Below are 20896 nucleotides of genomic sequence, written 5' to 3' on the forward strand. Positions count from 1 at the left end.
CCGTGCGTGAAGAACAATGCGAGTTGCTCCATACGCACGGCCGGCCTCGTACCGCCTGTACTGTCGTGGCATGACGAGCGAGAACCTGAGCAGTGTGCACCGCGCGCTGGACGTGCTGCGCGCCCTCGGGCAGGGCCCCATGGGCGTCCAGGAGGTGTCCGGTGCGGTGGGCCGCGAGAAGACACAGGTGTCCCGGACCCTGAAGGTGCTGGCCCAGGAGGGATTCGTCGAGCGGGACCCGCGCAGCCTGCGCTACCGCATCGGCTGGCAGGTGCTCGCGCTCGCCACATCGGCCGGCGAGGACCGGCTGCGCCGCGAGGCCCCGCCCGTGCTGCGGGAACTGGTGCACCGGGTCGGCGAGCCCGCGTATCTGACGGTGCTCTCCGGGCACGGCGCGATGACCGTACTGACGGAGCGCACCTCGCGCGCGCTCCAGGCGCACGAGTGGGCCGGCCGTACGTCCCCGCTGAACTGCACCTCCGCCGGCCGCGCGCTGCTGTTCGGGCTGCCCGACGAACAGGTCGGGGCGCTCCTGACCACCGACGGTGCCGCCCGGCTTCCGGGCACGGACGCGGCACCCCGGGACGTACCGGCCGTCCTCGCACGCCTGCGCGCCGAGCGGGAGCGGGGTTACGCGGTGGCTGTCGAGGAGTCGGAGCCGGGCCTGATCGCGGTCGCCGTCCCCGTGCACGACCACCGGGGCGACGTCATCGCCGCGGTCAATGTCTCCGCGCCGGTGTTCCGGCTCCCGCCGGAGGCGCTGCCCCCGGTCGTGGAGGCGGTGACCGCCGCGGCACACCAGCTCTCGTCCCTGCTCGACGGGGCGCGGCCATCTCCTGCCCGGCACGGCACCGGTGACTGAGGATCAGCCGGGAATCAACGCATCGCGACCCCGGCGGACTTACCCGGTACGAGTCGCGTCTCATCCCCTCCGCGGGATCACCGGCCAGGCCGCCTCGACGACCGCCGCCGGGTCCGCGGTGCGGCGCAGATACGCCTGCAGCGAGGCCGACTGCTCGGCCGCCGCACGCACCTGGAGGCCCTGCAGATCAGCCAGCGGCATCGCCCCGACGGGCTGGTGCATCTCCCCCATGCGGCGCACCACCCGGGCGGCGGCCACCGCGTCCGCGCTCGCGTCGTGCGCGTCATCGAGCGTCACCCCGTAGAAGGCGCAGAGCGCGTGCAGGGCGCGCTTGCCCCTGCGGTACTTGTCGACGTGTTTGTCGATCACCAGCGGGTCGACGACGGGCGAAGGCACCGTGCCGAGCCGCTCACTGACGGACGCCGCCCCGTGGCGCCGGCACTCGCGGTCCAGCAGCGACAGGTCGTACCGCGCGTTCATCACCACCAGCGGCACCCCCGAGCGCAGCACATCGGCGACCGTCTGTGCGACCTCCTCCACGGCGGCGGCCGCCGGGGCGCCGTGCGTGCGGGCGTGGTCCGTCGAGATGCCGTGGATCGCCGCCGCCTGCTCGGGTATCACCACTCCGGGGTCGATCAGCCAGGTGCGCTGCTCCTGGACTCCCCCGTCCGCGTCCAGCCGCACGACGGCCGCCGTGACGATGCGGTCGGTCTCGACGTCGGTGCCCGTCGTCTCCAGGTCGAAGCCGACCAGTGGTCCCCGGTGCCAGCTCATGGCGGCCCTCCTTCGTGGTACGTCCCCCAAGTGGTGACCACCCTCGCACGCGCCACTGACAACGCGTCGGGCCACCCGGTCCGCCTGTCCACCGGACAGGACACGCTCGCCGTCGGCGACGCCGGGCCGCGCACCGGCGAGAGCTGCGGGAGCGACGGGAGCGACGGCAGGTCAGGACACCGGCCGCGAGTCACCCCACACGGACTCGAACTCGTCCCGGTATGTCTCGAAGAGGCCGTGCTCGGAGTCCTGTCCGTGCCTGACCACCGCGCGCCCGCCGCCCCGCAGCACCAGGACCGGCGCCTCCATCCCGCGTGCCCGGCGCAGATACGACTGGACGACCGCGAGACCGTCCGAGCCGTCGCCGTCGACCAGACAGGCCATGAAGCGCGGTGTCTCGTCGAACACATGGATCTCGAAGGCCCCGGGATCCCGGAGCCTGGACCGCACCCGGCGCATGTGCAGGATGTTCGTCTCCACCGAGCGGCTCAGTTCGCCCTTCTTCAGCCCGAGTTCCCGCTCGCGCCGCTTGACCGCGCTGCTGGCGGGGTTGAGGAAGAGCAGCCGGACCCGGCACCCCGACTCGGCCAGCCTGACCAGCCTGCGGCCGGAGAAGTTCTGGACGAGGAGGTTCAGCCCTATCCCTATCGCATCGAGTCTGCGCGCCCCGCCGAACAGATCCTCGGCCGGGATCTGCCGCTGGAGCCGGACGCGGTCCGGGTGGACCCCGATGACGTCCGCGTACCGGTCGCCCACCAGGTCCTCGACCGCGTCCACCGGGAGCCGGTCGGCGGACGGCGCGCCCGACCCCGCGCCCAGGATGTTCAGCAGGCGGGACGAGGCCCGTTCCGCCTGGGCCAGCACCGCCTCCGAGAGCGCCCGGTTGCGGGAGACCACATTGCGGGTGACCTCCAGCTCGTCCAGGGCCAGTTCCACGTCGCGCCGGTCGTCGTAGTACGGCTCGAAGCACGGCCAGTGCTGGACCATCAGCTCACGCAGCTGCGGCAGGGTGAGGAAGCTCAGGACGTTGTCGTCGGCCGGGTCCAGCAGATAGCCCTTGCGGCGCGAGACCTCCCGTACGGCCACGGCGCGCTGCACCCACTCCTGGCCGGCCGGGCCCGCCGCCGCGACCACCCAGTCGTCGGCGTGCACCGGTTCGTAGATGGGGCGCAGCACGGCGGCCACCACGGCGCGGAGCCGCTGCTCGACCAGGTTCAGCCAGATGTAGGCGCGCCCGGCCCGCTGTGCGCGGGTGCGCACCTCGTTCCACGCACCGGCGTCCCAGTCGAGTTCCGCCCCGATCTCCATGGGCCTCGCCAGGGAGACCGCCCCGGGTGGGACCCCTGTGGAGCCCCCGTCGTGACCCGGGTCACCTGGGGGCAGCTCCAGCCCTCCCGAGCCCACCCGCGTACCGCCTTTCACCGCCCCTGCAACGATCAAGGAAGGGTACTCCGCGCGCGGGAGCCGGTGCAGCCGGATGCACAGGCTGATTTCCCAACTCCCCTATTCGTGGTGACCGTTCTCCGCGACCGCAGGGGGCCGAGTGAGGGGATTCATAGTGGTTCGTGGCGAGGACGCGCTGACACGCGAGACTCGGCGCCTGATGTGGAAGAGTCGTGCCCATGCAGGTCTGGCCGGGACAGACATACCCGCTCGGCGCCACGTACGACGGCGCCGGGACCAATTTCGCGGTCTTTTCGGAGGCCGCCGACCGAATCGAGTTGTGCCTGCTGCACGACGACGGCTCAGAGACGGCGGTGGAGCTGAGGGAGACGGACGCGTTCGTCCGCCATGCCTATCTGCCCGGCATCATGCCTGGCCAGCGGTACGGGTTCCGGGTGCACGGCCCGTACGCACCCGAGAGCGGGCAGCGCTGCAACTCGGCGAAGCTTCTCCTCGACCCGTACGCCAAGGCGGTGAGCGGTGAGGTCAAATGGGACGAGTCCGTGTACGGCTACCACTTCGGCCGGCCGAACTCGCGCAACGACCTGGACTCCGCCCCGCACACCATGACCTCGGTGGTGGTCAACCCCTACTTCGACTGGGGGGACGACCGGCTGCCGCGCACCCCGTACCACGAGACGGTGCTCTACGAGGCCCATGTGAAGGGCCTGACGATGCTCCATCCGGCGCTCCCCGACGAGATGCGCGGGACGTACGCGGCGCTGGCCCATCCGGCCGTCATCGAGCATCTGACCGGGCTCGGGGTGACGGCGCTGGAGCTGATGCCCGTTCACCAGTTCGTCAACGACCACCGGCTGGCGGACAGCGGGCTCTCGAACTACTGGGGCTACAACACCATCGGGTTCTTCGCCCCGCACAACGCGTACGCCTCCTGGGGCGACCGCGGTGAACAGGTGCTCGAATTCAAACAGGCGGTACGGGCGCTGCACGAGGCCGGTATCGAGGTCATCCTCGACGTGGTCTACAACCACACGGCCGAGGGCAACCACCTGGGTCCGACGCTCTCCTTCCGGGGCCTGGACAACGCGTCCTACTACCGGCTGACGGACGATCCGCGCTACTACATGGACACCACGGGCACCGGCAACAGCCTGCTGATGCGCTCCCCGCACGTCCTCCAGCTGATCATGGACTCGCTGCGTTACTGGGTCACCGAGATGCACATCGACGGTTTCCGCTTCGACCTGGCGGCGACCCTGGCCCGCCAGTTCCACGAGGTGGACCGGCTGTCGTCCTTCTTCGACCTGGTACAGCAGGACCCGGTGGTCTCCCAGGTGAAGCTGATCGCCGAGCCGTGGGACGTGGGCGAGGGCGGCTACCAGGTGGGGAACTTCCCGCCGCTGTGGACGGAGTGGAACGGCAAGTACCGCGACACCGTCCGGGACCTGTGGCGGGGCGAGCCGCGCACGCTGGCGGAGTTCGCCGGGCGGCTGACCGGCTCGTCGGACCTGTACCAGGACGACGGGCGGCGCCCGCTGGCCTCGATCAACTTCACCACCTGCCACGACGGCTTCACGCTGCACGACCTGGTGGCGTACAACGACAAGCACAACGAGGCGAACGGCGAGAGCAACAGGGACGGCGAGAGCCACAACCGGTCCTGGAACTGCGGCGCCGAAGGGGAGACCGACGACCAGGGCGTACTGGAGCTGAGGGACCGCCAGATGCGGAACTTCATGGCCACGCTGCTGCTGTCGCAGGGCGTCCCGATGCTGAGCCACGGCGACGAGTTCGGCCGTACCCAGCACGGCAACAACAACGCGTACTGCCAGGACAGCGAGCTGGCCTGGGTGCACTGGCCCGACCCGGAAGGGGCCGGTGCGGCCGAGACCGGCTCCGGCAGCCGGGGCGGCTCCGGCGGGAGCAGCACCCTGCTGGCCTTCACCCGTGCGATGGTGGCGCTGCGCCGTGAGCATCCGGTCTTCCGGCGGCGGCGCTTCTTCCACGGCCGCCCGGTGGAGGGCACCCACGACGACCTCTCCGACATCGCCTGGTTCACCCCCGAGGGCGAGGAGATGGTCCAGCGCGACTGGCAGGCGGCGCACGCCAAGGCCCTGTCGGTCTTCCTGAACGGGAACGCCATCTCGGAGCCCGGGACGCGCGGCGAGCACATCGCCGACGACTCGTTCCTGCTGATGTTCAACGCGAGCGCGGAGGAGATCGAGTTCCTGGTGCCGGTGAACCACGGCAGGCAGTGGGAGGTCGTCGTGGACACCGCACACGAGGACGGGGTGCCGCCGGGGCCGGGCCCGAAGGTGGACGCCGGCGACCGGCTCGCGCTGATCGGACGGAGCCTGACCGTGCTGAAACGGCCGGCCTGACGAGCGGCGGGGTGACAGGGAGCCGGCGAAACGGGGTACGTAGGTTCCCATGACGCCCACTGCGACGTACCGGCTGCAGATCCAGCCGGAGTTCCCGTTCCCGGCCGCCGAGGCAGCGGTGCCGTATCTGGCGGCACTCGGTGTCTCGCACCTCCATCTGTCGCCGGTGCTGGAGGCGGTCCCCGGCTCCACCCACGGCTATGACGTCGTGGACCACTCCCGGATCCGCGACGAGCTGGGCGGCGAGGACGGGCTCCGCGCGCTGGCGCACACCGCGCGCACGCACGGGCTCGGACTCGTGGTGGACATCGTGCCGAACCACATGGCGGCGGTCCCCCGGTACAACCGGCAGCTGTGGGAGGTGCTGCGCGAGGGGCCGGGCTCGCCGTACGCCCGCTGGTTCGACATCGACTGGGAGTCGGGCGGCGGCAAGGTGCTTCTGCCCGTGCTCGGCCACCCGCTGGGCGACGAACTGGAGCGGCTGCGGGTCGACGGGGACGTGCTGCGCTATTACGACCACACGTTCCCGCTGCGCGAGGGCACGGAGCGGCTGCCGCTGCCGGAGCTGCTCGACGCCCAGTGGTACCGGCCGGCCTGGTGGCGGCTGGCCCGCACCGAGCTCAACTACCGGCGCTTCTTCACCATCTCGGACCTGATCGGGGTGCGCGTCGAGGACCCGGCGGTCTTCGACGCCACCCACGGCAAGATCCTGGAGCTGATGGACGACGGCGTCATCGAGGGGCTGCGCGTCGACCACCCGGACGGGCTCGCCGAACCGGGCGCCTATCTGCGGCGGCTCGGCGAGGCGACGGGCGGCCGCTGGACCGTGGTGGAGAAGATCCTCACCGGCGACGAGCGGCTGCCCGCCGACTGGGCGGTCGCGGGGACCACCGGGTACGACGCGCTGCACCGGATCGACGGCCTGTTCACCGACCCGGCCGGCGCCGACGAACTGGCCCGCCGCTACCGGGACCGGGCGGGGCCCCCGGGCGACCGCGGCGGTTACTGGGAGCCGACCCTCCGCCGGGCGGCGTACAAGGTCATCACCCATGAGCTGGCGGCCGAGACCACGTTCCTGGTCCGCACGGCCGAGCGGATCTGCGCGGCCGACCCCGCGCTGCGCGACCACGCACCGTGGGCGCTGCGCGCCGCGCTGCGCGAGCTGCTGGTACGGATGCCCGTCTACCGGCCGTATGTGACCGCCGGCGGGCCCACCCCGGACGCGGCGGAGGCCACGCTGGACGCGGAAGCGGTACAGCAGGCCGTCGCGTCGTTCACCGTGCCGGAGGAGTCGGCGGCCGTCGGTGTCGTACGGGATCTGGCGCTCGGCAGGCTGGGCGGCGGCCCCGACCGCACCGCCTTCTGCGCGCGGTTCGCGCAGACCGCGTCGGCGCTGCGCGCCAAGTCCGTGGAGGACACCGCGTTCTACCGGTACGCGCCGCTGGTGTCGGCGGGCGAGGTGGGCGGCGACCCGGGGGCGCCCGCGGTGAGCCCGGAGCGTTTCCACGCGTTCTGCGCGCGGACGGCACGCGACTGGCCGGCCGGCGGAACAGTGCTGACCACGCACGACACCAAGCGCAGCGCGGACGTACGGGCCCGGATCGCGGTCCTCACCGAGTGCCCCGAGCGGTGGGCCGCGCTGCTGGCCCGGCTGCCCACACCGGCACCCGACCCGCAGCTGGCCTGGGTGGCCTGGCAGACCGCGTTCGGCTTCGGGCTGCCGGACCGGGACCGGCTCGGCCCCGCACTGCTGAAGTCGGTGCGCGAGGCGGGGCTGCACACCAGCTGGACCGAGCAGGACGAGGTGTACGAGCAGGCCGTGGAGGACTTCACGGCGGCGGGGCCTGCGGGTCCCGCGCAGTCGGCGGTCGCCGCGTTCGCCCGGGAGCTCGGCCCGTACGTACGGGCCAACGCGCTCGGCGCCGCGCTGGTCCACCTCACGATGCCCGGCGTGCCGGACGTCTACCAGGGCACGGAGGGCACGTACATCGCGCTGGTCGACCCGGACAACCGCAGACCGCCGGTGCCCGTCGACCCCTCGGACGAGAAGCTGGCGCTGACGACCACGGCGCTGCTGCTGCGCCGGGACTGCCCGGAGGTCTTCGGCGAGTCGGGTACGTACACCCCGCTGGCGGCCGACGGCCCGGCGGCCGCGCACTGTCTGGCCTTCTGCCGCTCGGGCGAGGCAGTCACCGCGGTGACCCGGCTGTCCCTGCGGCTCGAGGAGGCGGGCGGCTGGCGCGGCACGGAGCTGCCGCTGCCTGCAGGGGTGTGGCTCGATCTGCTGTCCCCGGAACGGGAGTTCACCGGCCGGGTCGCGCTGAGCGAACTGTTCGCGGTACGGCCGGTGGCACTGCTCAAGCGGGTCGTGGCGTCGGGGGCGGGGTGAACCGCCGCTCGCAGCACGGCGGTTCAGCACGCCCAGGGGCGACAGCGAGTCTCGTGGGGCAGGCAGGGCCGGCGGGGTTCGCAGGTCTCGCAGCTCTCACTGGGCGGCGAGCCTGAAGTGCATCCGGCCGAAGCTGACCGAGTCGCCGTCCCGGACCGCGACCGCTCCGGTGACCCGGCGGCCGTTGACCGTCGTGCCGTTGGCCGAGCCGAGGTCCCGCAGGATCCACACCCCGGCCCGCACCCCGAGCTCGGCATGCATCCGTGACACCGTCTCGTGGTTCAGCCGCAGGCCGTTGACCGGGTCGCGGCCGATGCGCAGCGGGTACGGGCCGGGCGCGGGCAGCAGCAGTTTCGGCAGCCGTTCGGCCGCCCAGGCCCTGCGCATCCGGCCGGGGAAGGCGGACACCTGGCCCACCGCGCCCAGCAGCCGCTGCGACCAGCCGGTCCCGCTCTCCAGGTCCGCGGTGAGAGCGGACAGTTCACCGGATCCGCGCGCGGCCAGGGCCAGTTCCATCCGGCGCATGAAGGTGTCGTGGGAGAGCTTGCCCTGGACCGCGCCCTCCTTGAGTACGGCGAGCACCCGGTCCCGCTCGGCGTCGGACAGCCGGGCAGGGGCCATGTGCTGCTCGTGGGCGGGCGCCGGGGAGTCTGAAGAGGACGTCACAGGGTCGATTGTCGGCCGGACCCGATCGAGGTGTCCAGGCGGCCCCGGGTTTCCGATATCCATGTGACCAGGACGGACACCGATTGTTACGGTCTGCGGACATCGCCCCTGCCCAGGAGCCGAATTGACCCAGCCACCGCCCGCCCACGAGTTGGTGATCCGCCCCCTGACCGGGCCGGACGAGCTCAGCCTCTTCCGTACACTGCCGTATGTCCTCGACCATGAACTCGCCGACGACCTCGCGGCCGGGCTGCGCCGCCCCGAGTGGATGTGGGTGGCGCTGCGCGGCGACCGCGTAATGGCGCGTGCCGCCTGGTGGGCCCAGACGGCCGGGGCCGCCCCGCTCACCCTCGACTTCTTCGATCTGGACGACACCCTGCCCGAACCGGAACGCGGCGAGACCGGGCTGCGGCTGCTGGAGACAGCGATGGCGCGGCTCTTCCCCGCCGGGGCGGAGCGACCCGAGTACGGCCGGTACATCCCGCCGGACTGGCGTACGGACCCGGTGGCCCGCGACGCGGTCGAGGCGCGGATGCGGGCGGTCGGGCGGACCGGGGCGCGGCTGCTGGTCGAGCGGCTGCGGCTGGAGTGGACCCCGGGGACGGCCGCGGTGCCTGAGCCCGGCGGCCGGCTGGTGTTCCGCGCGGTGCGTGACCGGGAGGAGCTCGTCTCGCTGATGGCCGATGTGCTCGACGGGACGCTCGACGCGCACAGCAGGGCCTCGCTGGAGTCCGGGCTGAGTCCGCGTGTGGTGGCCGATGAGCAGTACGACGAGGAGCTGACGCAGTACCGGAGCCCGGGCGCGTGGTGGCGGATCGCGGAGCTGCCGGACGGCGATCCGGTCGGATTCGTGCTCCCCGCGCGCAACAACTACCACGCGATCATCGCGTACATCGGGGTGCTGCCCGGCCACCGGGGGCACGGCTACATCGACGAGATCCTCGCCGAGGGGACCCGGATCCTCGCCGCCGAGGGCGTACCGCGTATCCGTGCGTCGACGGACGTCGGCAACGTCCCGATGGCGCGGGCCTTCGAGCGGGCCGGCTATGTGAACTTCGAGCGTGCGGTCAACATGGTGTGGGACTGACGGGTGTGGGACTGACGGGTGCGGGACCGACGGGTGTCGGACTGGCGGGTGCGGGAGTGCGCCGCCTACGCCGTGGAGCCGATCCCGGCCGCCTCGCCGAGCCAGTCCAGGCGGCGCTGCTGCTCGGGCGGGATGGTGGCGTCCTCGCCGCGCGGGCCGACGTTGAGCAGCAGGTTCCCGCCGTCGGACCGGACCGTGCCGAGCAGCTCGGCGAGCGCGTCACGGCCGATGAAGGAGTCGCCGCCCGAGTTCCGGTTGTAGCCGAAGCTGTGGTCGATGCCGCGGGTGATCTCGAAGGGGTCGGGGCCGGTGTAGCGGGAGTACTCCGGGGTCCTGAAGTCGTAGTACGGCGGCTTCTTGGGGACGAAGCCCTCGTCGCTGACGACCGTGCGGCGCTCCCAGCTGTTGTACGCCGCCCGCATACCGGGCAGCCGCAGCGCCCGCCACAGCGGGGTGTACGGGTAGAGCCGGTCGTTGACGACGCCGTGCGGAACGGTGAACCGGTAGTACTCCACCAGGCTCCTGATCCCCGCGCGCCCGGCCGGCCAGGCGATGTCGTTCCAGAGGATGTCCGGGTGGTAGCGCCTGATCAGCTCGCGCAGCTGGGCGTCCGCGTACGCCGGGTAGGCGCCGCGCGGGACGGCGGCGACGGTGTCGGCGGCGGTCGCGATGGGGCGCGGCTGGAACGTCCAGTCGAGTCCGCCCGAGTAGTAGACGCCGAAGCGCAGCCCTTCGGCCCTGACCGCTTCGGCGAACTCACCGACGACGTCGCGCGGGGTGTGCCAGCCGGGGCGGTGCGGGTTGCGCACATCGGACGGCCAGAGGCAGTAGCCGTCGTGGTGCTTGGCGACGAGGACCACGTAACGGGCCCCGGCCGCGCGAAAGCGGCGCGCCCAGTCCGCCGGGTCCCAGCCGCCCAGCGCGTCGGCGAAGTCACCGCCGAACGCCGTGTAAGGGCGGCTGCCGTAGGTCTCCCTGTGGTGGGCGGACACCGGGCTGCCGGGGAAGCGCAGGGAGTTCTCGTACCACTCGCCGTACGAGGTCCAGCCGAGGTGTGCGCGCCCGGCGGCGTCGTACGGCGGGGCCCACCCCGGCACGGACGCGGGCGTCCAGTGCACGAAGATCCCCAGTTGAGCCTGTTGCCACCACGGAGCGACCATGGTTGAAGTATTGATCATTCCGGGTGGTGTTCGTAAGGGCGTCCGGCCTGTGAACTGCGGATCACCTCGCGGTACCACCGGTAGGAGTCCTTGGGCGTACGCCGCATCGTCTCGTAGTCCACATGGACCAGGCCGAACCGCTGGGCGTTCCCCTCGATCCACTCGAAGTTGTCGGTGAGCGACCAGGTGAAGTAGCCGCGGACGTCGACCCCCTCGGCCATGGCGGTGTGCAGGGCGCGCAGATGGCCGTCGATGAAGTCGATCCTGCGGGAGTCCCGCAGGCCGTCGTAGCTGCAGCCGTTCTCGGTGATGTAGAGCGGCGGGAGGCGGTCGCCGTAGCGGCTCTCCAGCTGGATCAGCATGTCGCGCAGCCCGTCGGGGACCACGGGCCAGCCGAAGTCGGTGCGGTCGTATCCGTCGATCTCCCTGATCCCGAAGGGGAGTTCGGGCGGTATGCCGAACCCGGCGAAGGTGTCGAGTGCCTGCGGGGCCGGGGCCCCGACGAGCGTCGGGTTGTAGTAGTTGACCCCGTACCAGTCGAGCGGCGCCGAGATGATCTCCAGGTCGTCGGCGACCGGGCCCGGCATCAGGGCGGCGAAGTTCTCGTCCGGGTAGGCGCCGGTGAGCAGCGGGTCGGCGAACAGCCAGTTGGAGACCGTGTCGTAGAGCCCGGCCCCGAACCGGTCCTCGTCGCTCTCGCCCGCCGTCCAGACCGGGGTGTGCGAGACGGCGATCCCGATGTCCGACGCCCCGGCCGCGCGCAGCGACCCGACGGCGAGGCCGTGCGCGAGCAGCTGGTGGTGGGCGGCGGGCAGCGCGTCGAAGAGCAGCTTCTTGCCGGGGGCGTGCTCGCCCAGGGCGTAACCGAGGAGTGTCACCTCGGCCGGTTCGTTGATGGTGATCCACATCGGGACCCGGTCGGCGAGGCGCTCGGCGACGGCGCCCGCGTACTCGGCGAAGCGGTACGCGGTGTCGCGGTTGAGCCAGCCGCCGGCCTGTTCGAGCGCGAGCGGGGTGTCCCAGTGGTAGAGGGTCGGCGCGGGGGTGATGCCCCGGGCGCACAGCTCGTCGACGAGCCGGTCGTAGAAGTCGAGGCCGGCCGGGTTGAGGGCGCCCGAGCCGTCAGGGACGACGCGCGGCCAGCTGACCGAGAAGCGGAAGGCCCCGGCGCCGAGCCCGGCGAGCAGCGCCACGTCCTCGCGGTAGCGCTCGTAGAAGCCGGTGCCGAGTGAGCCGTCGGCGCCGTCCTTGATCCGGCCGGGCCGGGCGGCGAAGTCGTCCCAGCCGGACGGGCCCTTGCCGTCGGTGCCCGCCGCGCCCTCGGTCTGGAAGGCGGAGGCGGACGCGCCCCACAGGAAGCCGGGCGGGAAGGCGGGCAGTGGGGGAATCCTCATGGATCGCGACCCTAATGGCCCGAGTGCGCTCGCTCCAGCCCCTGATCTTGTCAAGATGAGAGCCTGCCGGCTGATGGCGGTCGCGACGACATGATCCAAACAAGTGGCCCAGGGCCTGTCGTCAAAGTGCCGTCGTTGCCCGAAGGGCGGCCGCGCGGCGTCTGGTGCGTGCGATCGCAAGGCGCCGGAATGTTCTCGTAGCGGAGCTACTAGGGCATTTCGGCAACGCCGCGATCGTGCGTGCCAGGCGTCGCGCGGCAGGCGGCACTCTGACGACAGGCCCTAGGGGGATGCTGTGCTGTTCGATGTGTGGGCACCGGAGAAGAGCGACGTCACGCTGGAGCTGGCCGGGCGCGAACTGGCCATGGAGCGCGACCCGCTGCGGGACGGCTGGTGGGCCGTCACCGCGGACGCGGCGGACGGTGACCGCTACGGCTTCCGGCTGGACGGCGGTCCCGTGCTGCCCGACCCGCGCTCGCGCCGCCAGCCCGCGGGGCCCGACGGGCTGAGCGCCGTGGTCGCCCACGACACCTACCGGTGGCGCCAGGAGTGGCCCGGTCTGCCGCTGCCGGGCGCCGTGCTGTACGAGCTGCACATCGGCACGTACACCCCCGAAGGCACCTTCGACGCGGCGGCGGAGCGCCTCGGCCATCTGGCGGCGCTGGGCATCACCCATGTGGAGCTGATGCCGGTCTGTCCCTTCCCCGGCCGGCACGGCTGGGGGTACGAGGGGGTCTCGCTGTGGGCGGTGCACGAACCGTACGGCGGCCCCGACGGGCTGAAGCGGTTCGTCGACGCGGCGCACGAGCAGGGTCTCGGGGTGGTGCTCGACGTGGTCCACAACCACCTCGGCCCGTCGGGCAATCACCTGCCCTCCTACGGTCCGTACTTCACCGACACCCACCACACCCCGTGGGGTTCGGCGGTGAACCTGGACGCGCCGGGCTCCGACGAGGTCCGGGCATATCTGCTGGGCAGCGCGCTGGCCTGGCTGCGCGACTACCGGATCGACGGGCTGCGTCTCGACGCGGTCCACGCGCTCGCCGACAACCGGGCGCTGACTTTCATCGAGGAGCTGTCCGCGGCCACCGACGCGCTCTCGGCCGGTCTCGGGCGGCCGCTCTTCCTGATCGCCGAGTCCGACCTCTGCGACCCACGGACCACGACCCCGCGGGACGCGGGCGGTCTGGGGGTGCACGCCCAGTGGAACGACGACTTCCACCACGCCCTGCACACCGCGCTGACCGGCGAGTCCCAGGGGTACTACGCGGATTTCGCCCGTGCGCCGCTGGCCGCCGTGGCCAAGACACTCACCCGGGTCTTCTTCCACGACGGTACGTACTCGACGTTCCGCGGCCGTACCCACGGGCGGCCCGTGCACCGTACGTCGACGCCCGCGCACCGTTTCGTCGGCTTCGCACAGACCCATGACCAGATCGGCAACCGGGCGCTCGGCGACCGGCTCTCGGCGACCCTGTCACCCGGTCTGCTGGCGTGCGCGGCGACCCTGGTGCTCACCGGGCCGGCCGTGCCGATGCTGTTCATGGGCGAGGAGTGGGGGGCGGCCACGCCGTGGCAGTTCTTCACCGACCACACGGACCCGGATCTGGCGGAGGCCGTACGGAACGGGCGGCGGCGGGAGTTCGCCGAGCACGGCTGGGCCGAGGCGGACATCCCGGATCCGCAGTCGCCCGCCACCAGGGAGCGGTCCTGTCTGAACTGGGGTGAGCTGGACGGCGGCCACCACTCACGGCTGCTCGCCTGGTACCGCGAGCTGATCGCGCTCCGCCGCACCTGTCCCGACCTGGTCGATCCGGATCTGGCCGCGGTCAAGGTGGCGTACGACGAGGACGCCCGCTGGCTGGCGCTCCGCAGGGGCGATCTGCGGATCGCGGTCAACCTCGGCTCCGGGGCGGCCAGGATCCCGCTGAACGAACGCGGCGGCCGGATCCTGGCCTCCTGGGAGCCGGTCCGGCCGCCGGGTACCGACGGGATGCTGCTGCTGCCGCCCGAGTCGTGTGTCGTCCTGGCGGACTCCTGACGACCCGCGGGCGCGTGGCGCGCGGGCGCCGTGGGCGGGCGTGCGGCCCGCGGGCGCCGTGGGCGGGCGCGGGCGGGCCTGGGCGCGGGCGGGCGGCTACTCGACGACGGCCAGCTCCCGGCGGGTGGTGTTGAGCCGCCGGCCGCCGTCGTCGGTGACGGTGACGATGTCCTCGATCCGGACGCCGAAGCGGCCGGGCAGATAGATGCCCGGCTCCACCGAGAAGCACATCCCGGGCACCAGCGGCTGCTCCTCGCCCTCGATCATGTACGGGGGTTCGTGGGTGGTCACCCCGATACCGTGGCCGGTGCGGTGGATGAACCGCTCGCCGTACCCGGCGTCGGTGATGACCGCGCGCGCCGCCCGGTCGATCTCCTGGCAGGCGACGCCAGGACGCACCGCCCGGCAGCCCGCGTCCTGCGCCTCGCGGACGATGTCGTGCACCCGCTGCTCCTCGGCGCCCGGGGCGCCGACGTGGACGGTACGGGAGGTGTCCGAGCCGTACCCGTCCTTGAGCCCGCCGAAGTCGAGGACGACCATGTCGCCGGTCCCGATGACCCGTTCGCCGGCCTCGTGGTGCGGGTTGGCGCCGTTGGGCCCGGAGCCGACGACGGTGAAGTCCACCTGCGAGTGCCCGAACTGCCGCAGCAGCGCGGCGAGATCAGCGGCGACGTCGGTCTCCCTGCGCCCGGAGAAACGGACCTTGAGGATCTCCTCGTAGGCCGCGTCGGCCGCGGCGCCCGCCGCTTCGAGGCGGGCCAGCTCGGGCGCGTCCTTCACGGCGCGCAGCATCGGCAGGGCTTCCGTCAGCGACTGGTACGAGCTGTCGGGGAGGGCGCGCTGGAGGCCGAGCAGATGCATCGCCCAGCCGTTGTCGCTGACCGCGAACCGGCCGTCCGGCCTGAGGAGCCCGGCGGTGATGGCGTACGGATCCTTCCCGTCCGTCCAGTCCAGCAGCGTGAGCGCGGGGGCGCCGACGGCGTGCTCGGCGTCCGCGGCCTCCAGTGTCGGTACGACGAGAACCGGGTCCTGGCCTGCCGCGACGACCAGCATGGTCATCCGCTCGGTGGCGGCGGTCGGCCGGTAGCCGGTGAGGTGGACGAGGTCGGGGCCGGGTGCGACGAGCACTCCGGCGAGCCCGGCATCCGCGGCGCTCCGGGCGGCGTGGGCCATACGGGCGCGGTAGTCGTCGGCGGTGAACGGTACGGGTTCGGTGGACATGGACCTATCCTGCCGGGCGCGGTACGGAGATGCGATGGCGCCGGGGCGGGAACTCGGGGGGCGCGGTGCGCGGGGGCCCGGTGTCCAGGGGCCGGGCCCGGTGTTCAGAGGCAGCAATGCTCAGGAACGGCAGCGCTCGGGAGCGGCGGTGCTCAGGAACGGCAGCGCTCGGGAGCGGCGGTGCTCAGGAACGGCAGCACTGCTCAGGGACAGCAGCGCTCAGGAACAGGCATAGGGATACGGCACGATCAGATCGGCCCGGTCCCTGGTGCGCGCGACGAGCCGGGCGTTGGCCTCGTCGGACCGCAGCACCCAGCGCTCGGCCTCCACGCGGCTCCTGCCGTACAAGATGTGACGCTCGATGAGCCTGCTGACCCGGGCGGCGTCCGCGGAATCCTCAAGGCTCTCCGCGCTCCCGGGGCTCTCCGGGCTCCCGGGCCCGATGAACCACGCCTCGTCGAGCAGGGCCCGTACGCGCGGCCAGTGCAGCAGATAGTTCCCTTCGGTGATCACGAGCGGGACCTCGGGGCCCACCGGCACGGAGCCCGCGACAGGCTCCTCCAGCGCCCGGTCGAAGGCGGGCGCGTACACGACGTCACCGCCGGAGGTACGCAGCCGGGCGAGCAGGGCCGCGAACCCGGCCTCGTCGAACGTGTCCGGGGCCCCCTTGCGGTCGGCGCGCCCGAGACGGCGCAGCTCGGCCCCAGCGAGGTGGAAACCGTCCATCGGGACCACGACGGCGCCCGGCCCGAGCGCTTCGGCGAGCCCGGCGGCGAGGGTGGACTTGCCCGCGCCGGGCGGACCCGCGATGCCGAGGATCCGCCGTTGCCCGGCCGAGGCGAGCAGCCGGGCACGGTCGATGAGGTGCTGCGGTGTCATGGCGGTCATTGTCTCCGTACGGGTCATGCCCGCGCGAGTACTTCGCCGGGGACCGCGCACGGATGCGGGCCGCCGGCGTCCGCTTCCTGGAGGAGCCGCGTCGCGAGCCGTACGGTTCGGTCGCCGTCTTCGAGGACCTCTACGGGAACCGGTGGGACCTGCTGCAACCGGCGTGAGAGTCATGTCGGACATGGCTGTTACGTTTCCCGTATGACGGTTTACGGACGTGCCATCGCTCTCCTCGGGGACCGGCCGGAGCTGGCCGAGGCGGCCGCGCGCCCCTTCGGTTTCGATCTGGCGGGAGCCGCGCACGGCCCGGCGGTCCGGCTGGCGTCGGGCGCGCCGCTGGAGGCGGTGGCCGGGGACGGCAGAGGCGGCACGTATGCCGTGTGCGGCGGGGGGCCTGTGCTGTACGCGTCGGCGGACGGCGCGGCCGGGCTCGTCGCCGCGAGCGCGGACGAGGCGCTGGAGCTGGCGATCGGGCTGCCCGGGTGGCCCGGACTGCTGCATCTGTCCCCCGCCGACGCCGGGACACAGCCGGCCGCCGCGGTGGCCGCGTCGGACGAGGCGATACGGAAGTCGCTGCCGGATCTCGACGCCCGGCGGGCCGCGCTGCGCGGGGCGCTGGACCTTCCCGACCGCTCCCCCGGCGAGCTGTTCACCCGGCTGCACACGGCCCTGCTCCGTACCGAGCCCGACCATCTGCTGCTCGAAGCGGCGGGCGGCCGGGCCTGTGCGCGGCTCGATCCGCATCCGCGCCCGCCCCTGCGGGAGACCGTACTGAGTCCGGGTCTGACGGATCTGGCACAGCTGCGGGACGACCCGTCGTCGTGGCCCCGGCTGGCCGGGGACAAGGCCCGGCGCGCCACGGTGCTGCGGGCGGCGCAGTTCGACCGGCAGGACCGCGATCTGCCGCTGCTGCGCAGGCTGCTGGCGGCCGAGACCGCCGATCCGGGGGCGAGCGATGAGCTGCGCCTCGCTGCCGTACTGGTGGCGCTGCACGGCCACGCGGAGGATCTGCCGCTGCTGCGCGCCGCCCACGCCGCGCCGCAGGCCGCCCGGTGGGGGCTGCCGGAGATACCCGAACGGCCCGGGGCCGTACGGGAGTGGGCCCGCGGGCTCGACGTCTCGCAGCTGGGCGACGACCCCGCGCGGGAGCCCGAGCTGACCTGGATACGGCTGGCCAGGAGGCAGGGCCGTACCGAGCTGGCGCGGGTGGCACTGCTGCGCATCCTGGACGCGGCCGAGGAGGCCGCCACAGCTGAACGGGCCGATCTGCTGCGGGTGTTGAGTGTCGAGCTGGAGGCGCTCGGCGACCTCGGCCAATCGGCGCGCGCCCAGTCCGCCTGCGCCGCCCTGGCGGAGGGGGCGCGCGACCGGGGGATGGCGTGCCGCAGGCTCGCCGAGCTCCAGCGGCGCACCGGCGATCTGCCCGCGGCCTGGCGGACGCTGCGGCAGGTCCCGGAGCTCCTCGACTCGGACGGCGCCGAGCGGCGGTGGCGGCGGCTGGGTCCGGGGCGGATGGTGGCCGCCGAGTTCTTCGAACTGGCCCGCGCGGCGGCCGGGGCCGGGCTCGCGTCCGTCGCCCGGGAGTCGCTGGCCGTCGCCGGGGAACTGCACGCGGGCATGGGCAAGTCCGCCCAGCGGAGTCTCGGCATGCCGGCCCAGGAGGCGAAGTGGGCGGTGGCCCGGCTCAAGTAGCCGCCCGCCGCCGCCGTCCGCCACTGGGCCCTGGACACATCGGGCTCATGTGGCAGACAGCTTACGAGGGCGGCGCGCGGCCGGTGCGCGGACCGCACGCACTCGGCGGCCGACTGCCGGCACGCTCCCATGCCCGCCGCCGACTGCCCGCCGCGACTGCCTACTGGCCGCCGACTGCCCGCCGGCTACGCGACAGCCGCGCAGCCGGCCCGCGGACGCGCACACGTCCGCGCACCCATCCGCGGACGCACACCCATCCGCGCCCGCCCCCGCCCCCTCAGGCCGTGGCCCCGACCAGCTTGACCAGACCGGTGACCGTGTCCGCCATCGCCTGCCGGCCGGCCTTGAGGTACTTCCGCGAGTCGACCGCGTCGGGCTGGGCCGTCAGCACCTCGCGGATCGCCGCGGTCATGGCGATGTTCAGCGCCGTACCGATGTTGACCTTGGCGATACCGCCGGTGACCGCCGCCGACAGTTCGGCGTCCGGCACCCCCGAAGAGCCGTGCAGCACCAGCGGCACGTCGAGCGCGTCCCGCAGCCGGCCGAGCAGTTCGTGGTCGAGGACAGCAGTCCGCGAGGTCATCGCGTGCGAGCTGCCGACCGCGACGGCGAGCGCGTCCACCCCGGACTCGGCCACATAGGCGGCCGCCTCGTCCGGGCGGGTCCGCGCACCCGGCGCGTGCGCGTCCAGCGGCGGCGCGCCGTCCTTGCCGCCGACCTCGCCCAACTCGGCCTCGATCCACAGCCCCTGAGCGTGCGCCCAGGTGGCCGCGGCCCGGGTCGCGGCGAGGTTCTCCGCGTACGGCAGGTGCGCGGCGTCGTACATCACCGAGCTGAACCCGGCGTCGGCGGCCTGCCGCAGCAGGGCGTCGCTTTTCACATGGTCGAGGTGGAGGGCGACCGGTACGGATGCCGCCGCGGCCAGTTCCGCGGCGGCGCGGGCCAGCGGAAGCACCTGGCCCTGCCGGTACTTCACCGCGTTCTCGCTGATCTGCAGGATCACCGGGGCACCGGCGGCCTCGGCCCCGGAGATCACGGCCTCCGCGTGCTCCAGCGTGATGATGTTGAACGCGGCCACCGCGCCGCGCCGCGCCGCGGCACCGGCGACCAGCGCTCCGCTCTCGGCAAGGGCCATCGCTCAGCCCTCGTCGAGGATGACGGAACGGGTGAGGTGGCGCGGCGAGTCCGGGTCGAGGCCGCGGGCGGCCGCGATGGCGACGGCGAGGCGCTGCGCCCGTACCAGCTCGGCGAGCGGGTCGAGACCGCCGGCCACCCACATGCCGCCGGTGGCGCGGACCTGCTCCTCCAGGCCCTCAGGGGTCTCGCCGAACATCCAGGTGGCGGTCCCTTCGGTGGTGATGCTGATCGGGCCGTGGCGGTACTCCATGGCCGGGTACGCCTCGGTCCAGGAGAGCGACGCCTCCCGCATCTTCAGCGCGGCCTCCTGCGCCAGACCGTTGCTCCAGCCGCGGCCGAGGAAGGTGAACTGCGAGCAGTCGACGAGACCTTCGGGCAGCGGCTCGGCGAGCGCGGTCCGCACGTCGGCCACGACGGAGTCCGTGTGCAGACCGAGGTGGGCGCGGAGCAGGGTGAGCGCGGTGGTCGCGAACCGGGTCTGGACGACGGACTGCTCGTCGGCGAAGTCGAGGACGACGATGTCGTCGGCGGCCTCCATCACCGGGGTCTTGGGGTCACCGGTGATGGCGGTCGTACGGGCCTTTCCGCGTACCCTGGCGAGGAGTTCGAGCACTTCGGTCGTGGTGCCCGAGCGGCTGAGCGCGATCACCCGGTCGTAGCTGCGGCAGAAGGGGAACTCGGACGCGGCGAACGCATCGGTCTCGCCCTGCCCGGCCCCCTCCCGCAGCGCGGCCACCGCCTGCGCCATGAACCACGAGGTGCCGCAGCCGACGATCGCGACACGCTCGCCGGCGGCCGGCAGCGCCGCCGCCTGGCTCCCGGCCAGCGCCGCGGCGCGCTCCCAGCACTCGGGCTGACTGGCCAGCTCGTTCTGGACATGGCTCATGCTGATCCACCCCTCAAAGTATTGATTGTTTCTGCAAGATACTTCCTTGTTTCAAGCACAATCAAGCACGTAGACGTTTCTGGGTTAAGGTCACAGCGTTCCACCGAAGAGGAGAGTGCGAGAGATGTCCCAGTCCCGCGACGCGCGTTGGAAGGCACTCCTGGAACTGCTCGTCGAGCAGGGCCGTCTCGATGTCGAAGCGGCGGCTCTCGCGCTCGATGTCTCGGCCGCCACCATCAGGCGCGATTTCGACCAGCTCGCCCAGCAGCAGATGCTGGTACGCACCCGCGGCGGCGCCGTCGTCCACGGTGTCAGCTATGAACTCCCGCTCCGCTACAAGACGGCCCGCCGCGCCTCCGAGAAGCAGCGCATCGCACAGGCCGTCGCCGAGCTGATCACCGCGGGCGAGGCGGTGGGCCTGACCGGCGGCACCACCACCACCGAGGTGGCCCGCGCGCTCGCGGTCCGGCCCGATCTGGCATCCGGGACCCCGGCGCTCACCGTCGTGACCAACGCGCTGAACATCGCCAACGAGCTGGCGATCAGGCCCCAGTTCAAGATCGTGGTGACCGGCGGGGTGGCCCGCCCCCAGTCGTACGAGCTGACGGGCCCCCTCGCCGACGGCGTCCTCGGCCAGATCACCATGGACACCGCCGTCCTCGGGGTGAACGGCTTCGACGTCACCCACGGCGCCGCCGCACACCACGAGGACGAGGCGGGCATCAACCGGCTGCTGTGCGAGCGGGCCGAGCGGGTGGTCGTCGCCGCGGACTCCACCAAACTCGGCACCCGCGCCTTCGCCCGGATCTGCACCACCGATCAGGTGGACACCCTGGTCACGGACACCGGCATCAGCGAGGAGATGACAGCTCTCTTCACCGACGCCGGCGTCGAAGTCATCGCGGTGTGAGCGG

At 72.7% G+C, this 20896-nt stretch carries 16 protein-coding genes and 1 pseudogene; 8 read left to right on the forward strand and 9 right to left on the reverse strand.

Annotated elements, in window-relative coordinates:
* The first annotated feature begins 70 nt into the window (after positions 1 to 70).
* Positions 71 to 862, forward strand: coding sequence for an IclR family transcriptional regulator (locus OG510_RS07210; protein ID WP_406135946.1), 792 nt, complete (start codon positions 71 to 73; stop codon positions 860 to 862).
* A 60-nt stretch (positions 863 to 922) separates the two neighbouring features.
* Here the strand turns inward: OG510_RS07210 and OG510_RS07215 are convergent, their stop codons facing one another.
* Positions 923 to 1636 carry an exonuclease domain-containing protein gene (locus tag OG510_RS07215; protein WP_406135947.1) on the reverse strand — a complete coding sequence of 238 codons (714 nt, stop codon included), beginning with the start codon at positions 1634 to 1636 and terminating at the stop codon, positions 923 to 925.
* 171 nt (positions 1637 to 1807) lie between these two features.
* Positions 1808 to 3040 carry an SAV2148 family HEPN domain-containing protein gene (locus tag OG510_RS07220; RefSeq protein ID WP_406142325.1) on the reverse strand — a complete coding sequence of 411 codons (1233 nt, stop codon included), beginning with the start codon at positions 3038 to 3040 and terminating at the stop codon, positions 1808 to 1810.
* 218 nt (positions 3041 to 3258) lie between these two features.
* Between OG510_RS07220 and glgX the strand changes: the two genes are divergently transcribed.
* Positions 3259 to 5421, forward strand: a complete 2163-nt coding sequence (glgX, locus tag OG510_RS07225; protein ID WP_406135948.1) for a glycogen debranching protein GlgX — start codon at positions 3259 to 3261, stop codon at positions 5419 to 5421.
* Between the two features lie 49 nt (positions 5422 to 5470).
* Positions 5471 to 7810 (forward strand): malto-oligosyltrehalose synthase, encoded by a 2340-nt coding sequence (treY, locus tag OG510_RS07230; protein ID WP_406135950.1) that lies wholly within the window; start codon positions 5471 to 5473, stop codon positions 7808 to 7810.
* 96 nt (positions 7811 to 7906) lie between these two features.
* On the opposite strand, the gene OG510_RS07235 is transcribed toward treY, so the two are convergent.
* Positions 7907 to 8431 carry a DUF1707 and FHA domain-containing protein gene (locus tag OG510_RS07235; RefSeq protein WP_406142326.1) on the reverse strand — a complete coding sequence of 175 codons (525 nt, stop codon included), beginning with the start codon at positions 8429 to 8431 and terminating at the stop codon, positions 7907 to 7909.
* A 169-nt stretch (positions 8432 to 8600) separates the two neighbouring features.
* Between OG510_RS07235 and OG510_RS07240 the strand changes: the two genes are divergently transcribed.
* The gene (locus OG510_RS07240; protein ID WP_406135951.1) at positions 8601 to 9563 is read left to right on the forward strand and encodes a GNAT family N-acetyltransferase; all 963 of its coding nucleotides are present in this window, start codon (positions 8601 to 8603) and stop codon (positions 9561 to 9563) included.
* A gap of 65 nt (positions 9564 to 9628) precedes the next feature.
* Here OG510_RS07240 and OG510_RS07245 read toward each other — a convergent pair whose 3' ends face one another.
* Positions 9629 to 10723, reverse strand: a complete 1095-nt coding sequence (locus OG510_RS07245) for an alpha-L-fucosidase (RefSeq protein WP_406135952.1) — start codon at positions 10721 to 10723, stop codon at positions 9629 to 9631.
* Positions 10724 to 10737: 14 nt separating this feature from the next.
* Complete coding sequence (locus OG510_RS07250) at positions 10738 to 12117, reverse strand: GH1 family beta-glucosidase (protein WP_406135954.1); 1380 nt, start codon at positions 12115 to 12117, stop codon at positions 10738 to 10740.
* 295 nt (positions 12118 to 12412) lie between these two features.
* Between OG510_RS07250 and treZ the strand changes: the two genes are divergently transcribed.
* The gene (gene treZ / locus OG510_RS07255; protein ID WP_406135956.1) at positions 12413 to 14158 is read left to right on the forward strand and encodes a malto-oligosyltrehalose trehalohydrolase; all 1746 of its coding nucleotides are present in this window, start codon (positions 12413 to 12415) and stop codon (positions 14156 to 14158) included.
* A 96-nt stretch (positions 14159 to 14254) separates the two neighbouring features.
* Here the strand turns inward: treZ and OG510_RS07260 are convergent, their stop codons facing one another.
* Both OG510_RS07260 and OG510_RS07265 read right to left on the reverse strand, forming a co-directional pair.
* On the reverse strand, positions 14255 to 15379 hold the full coding sequence (locus OG510_RS07260) for a M24 family metallopeptidase (RefSeq protein WP_406135957.1): 1125 nt from the start codon (positions 15377 to 15379) through the stop codon (positions 14255 to 14257).
* Between the two features lie 219 nt (positions 15380 to 15598).
* Positions 15599 to 16258, reverse strand: a complete 660-nt coding sequence (locus OG510_RS07265; RefSeq protein ID WP_406135958.1) for a nucleoside/nucleotide kinase family protein — start codon at positions 16256 to 16258, stop codon at positions 15599 to 15601.
* A 35-nt stretch (positions 16259 to 16293) separates the two neighbouring features.
* On the opposite strand from OG510_RS07265, the pseudogene OG510_RS07270 reads away from it, so the two are divergent.
* Together OG510_RS07270 and OG510_RS07275 are read left to right on the forward strand one after the other, a co-directional pair.
* Positions 16294 to 16434 (forward strand): annotated as a pseudogene (locus OG510_RS07270) (VOC family protein); the annotation flags it as partial.
* A gap of 34 nt (positions 16435 to 16468) precedes the next feature.
* Positions 16469 to 17959, forward strand: coding sequence for a hypothetical protein (locus OG510_RS07275; RefSeq protein ID WP_406135959.1), 1491 nt, complete (start codon positions 16469 to 16471; stop codon positions 17957 to 17959).
* A gap of 277 nt (positions 17960 to 18236) precedes the next feature.
* Here OG510_RS07275 and OG510_RS07280 read toward each other — a convergent pair whose 3' ends face one another.
* Both OG510_RS07280 and OG510_RS07285 read right to left on the reverse strand, forming a co-directional pair.
* Positions 18237 to 19094 (reverse strand): ketose-bisphosphate aldolase, encoded by an 858-nt coding sequence (locus tag OG510_RS07280; RefSeq protein WP_406135960.1) that lies wholly within the window; start codon positions 19092 to 19094, stop codon positions 18237 to 18239.
* A gap of 3 nt (positions 19095 to 19097) precedes the next feature.
* Positions 19098 to 19982 (reverse strand): SIS domain-containing protein, encoded by an 885-nt coding sequence (locus tag OG510_RS07285; protein WP_406135961.1) that lies wholly within the window; start codon positions 19980 to 19982, stop codon positions 19098 to 19100.
* 124 nt (positions 19983 to 20106) lie between these two features.
* Between OG510_RS07285 and OG510_RS07290 the strand changes: the two genes are divergently transcribed.
* Positions 20107 to 20892, forward strand: coding sequence for a DeoR/GlpR family DNA-binding transcription regulator (locus OG510_RS07290; protein WP_406135962.1), 786 nt, complete (start codon positions 20107 to 20109; stop codon positions 20890 to 20892).
* The last annotated feature ends 4 nt before the right edge of the window (positions 20893 to 20896 follow it).

It is taken from the genome of Streptomyces sp. NBC_01089 (assembly GCF_045162975.1).
In the GTDB taxonomy this organism is placed as follows: Bacteria; Actinomycetota; Actinomycetes; order Streptomycetales; family Streptomycetaceae; genus Streptomyces.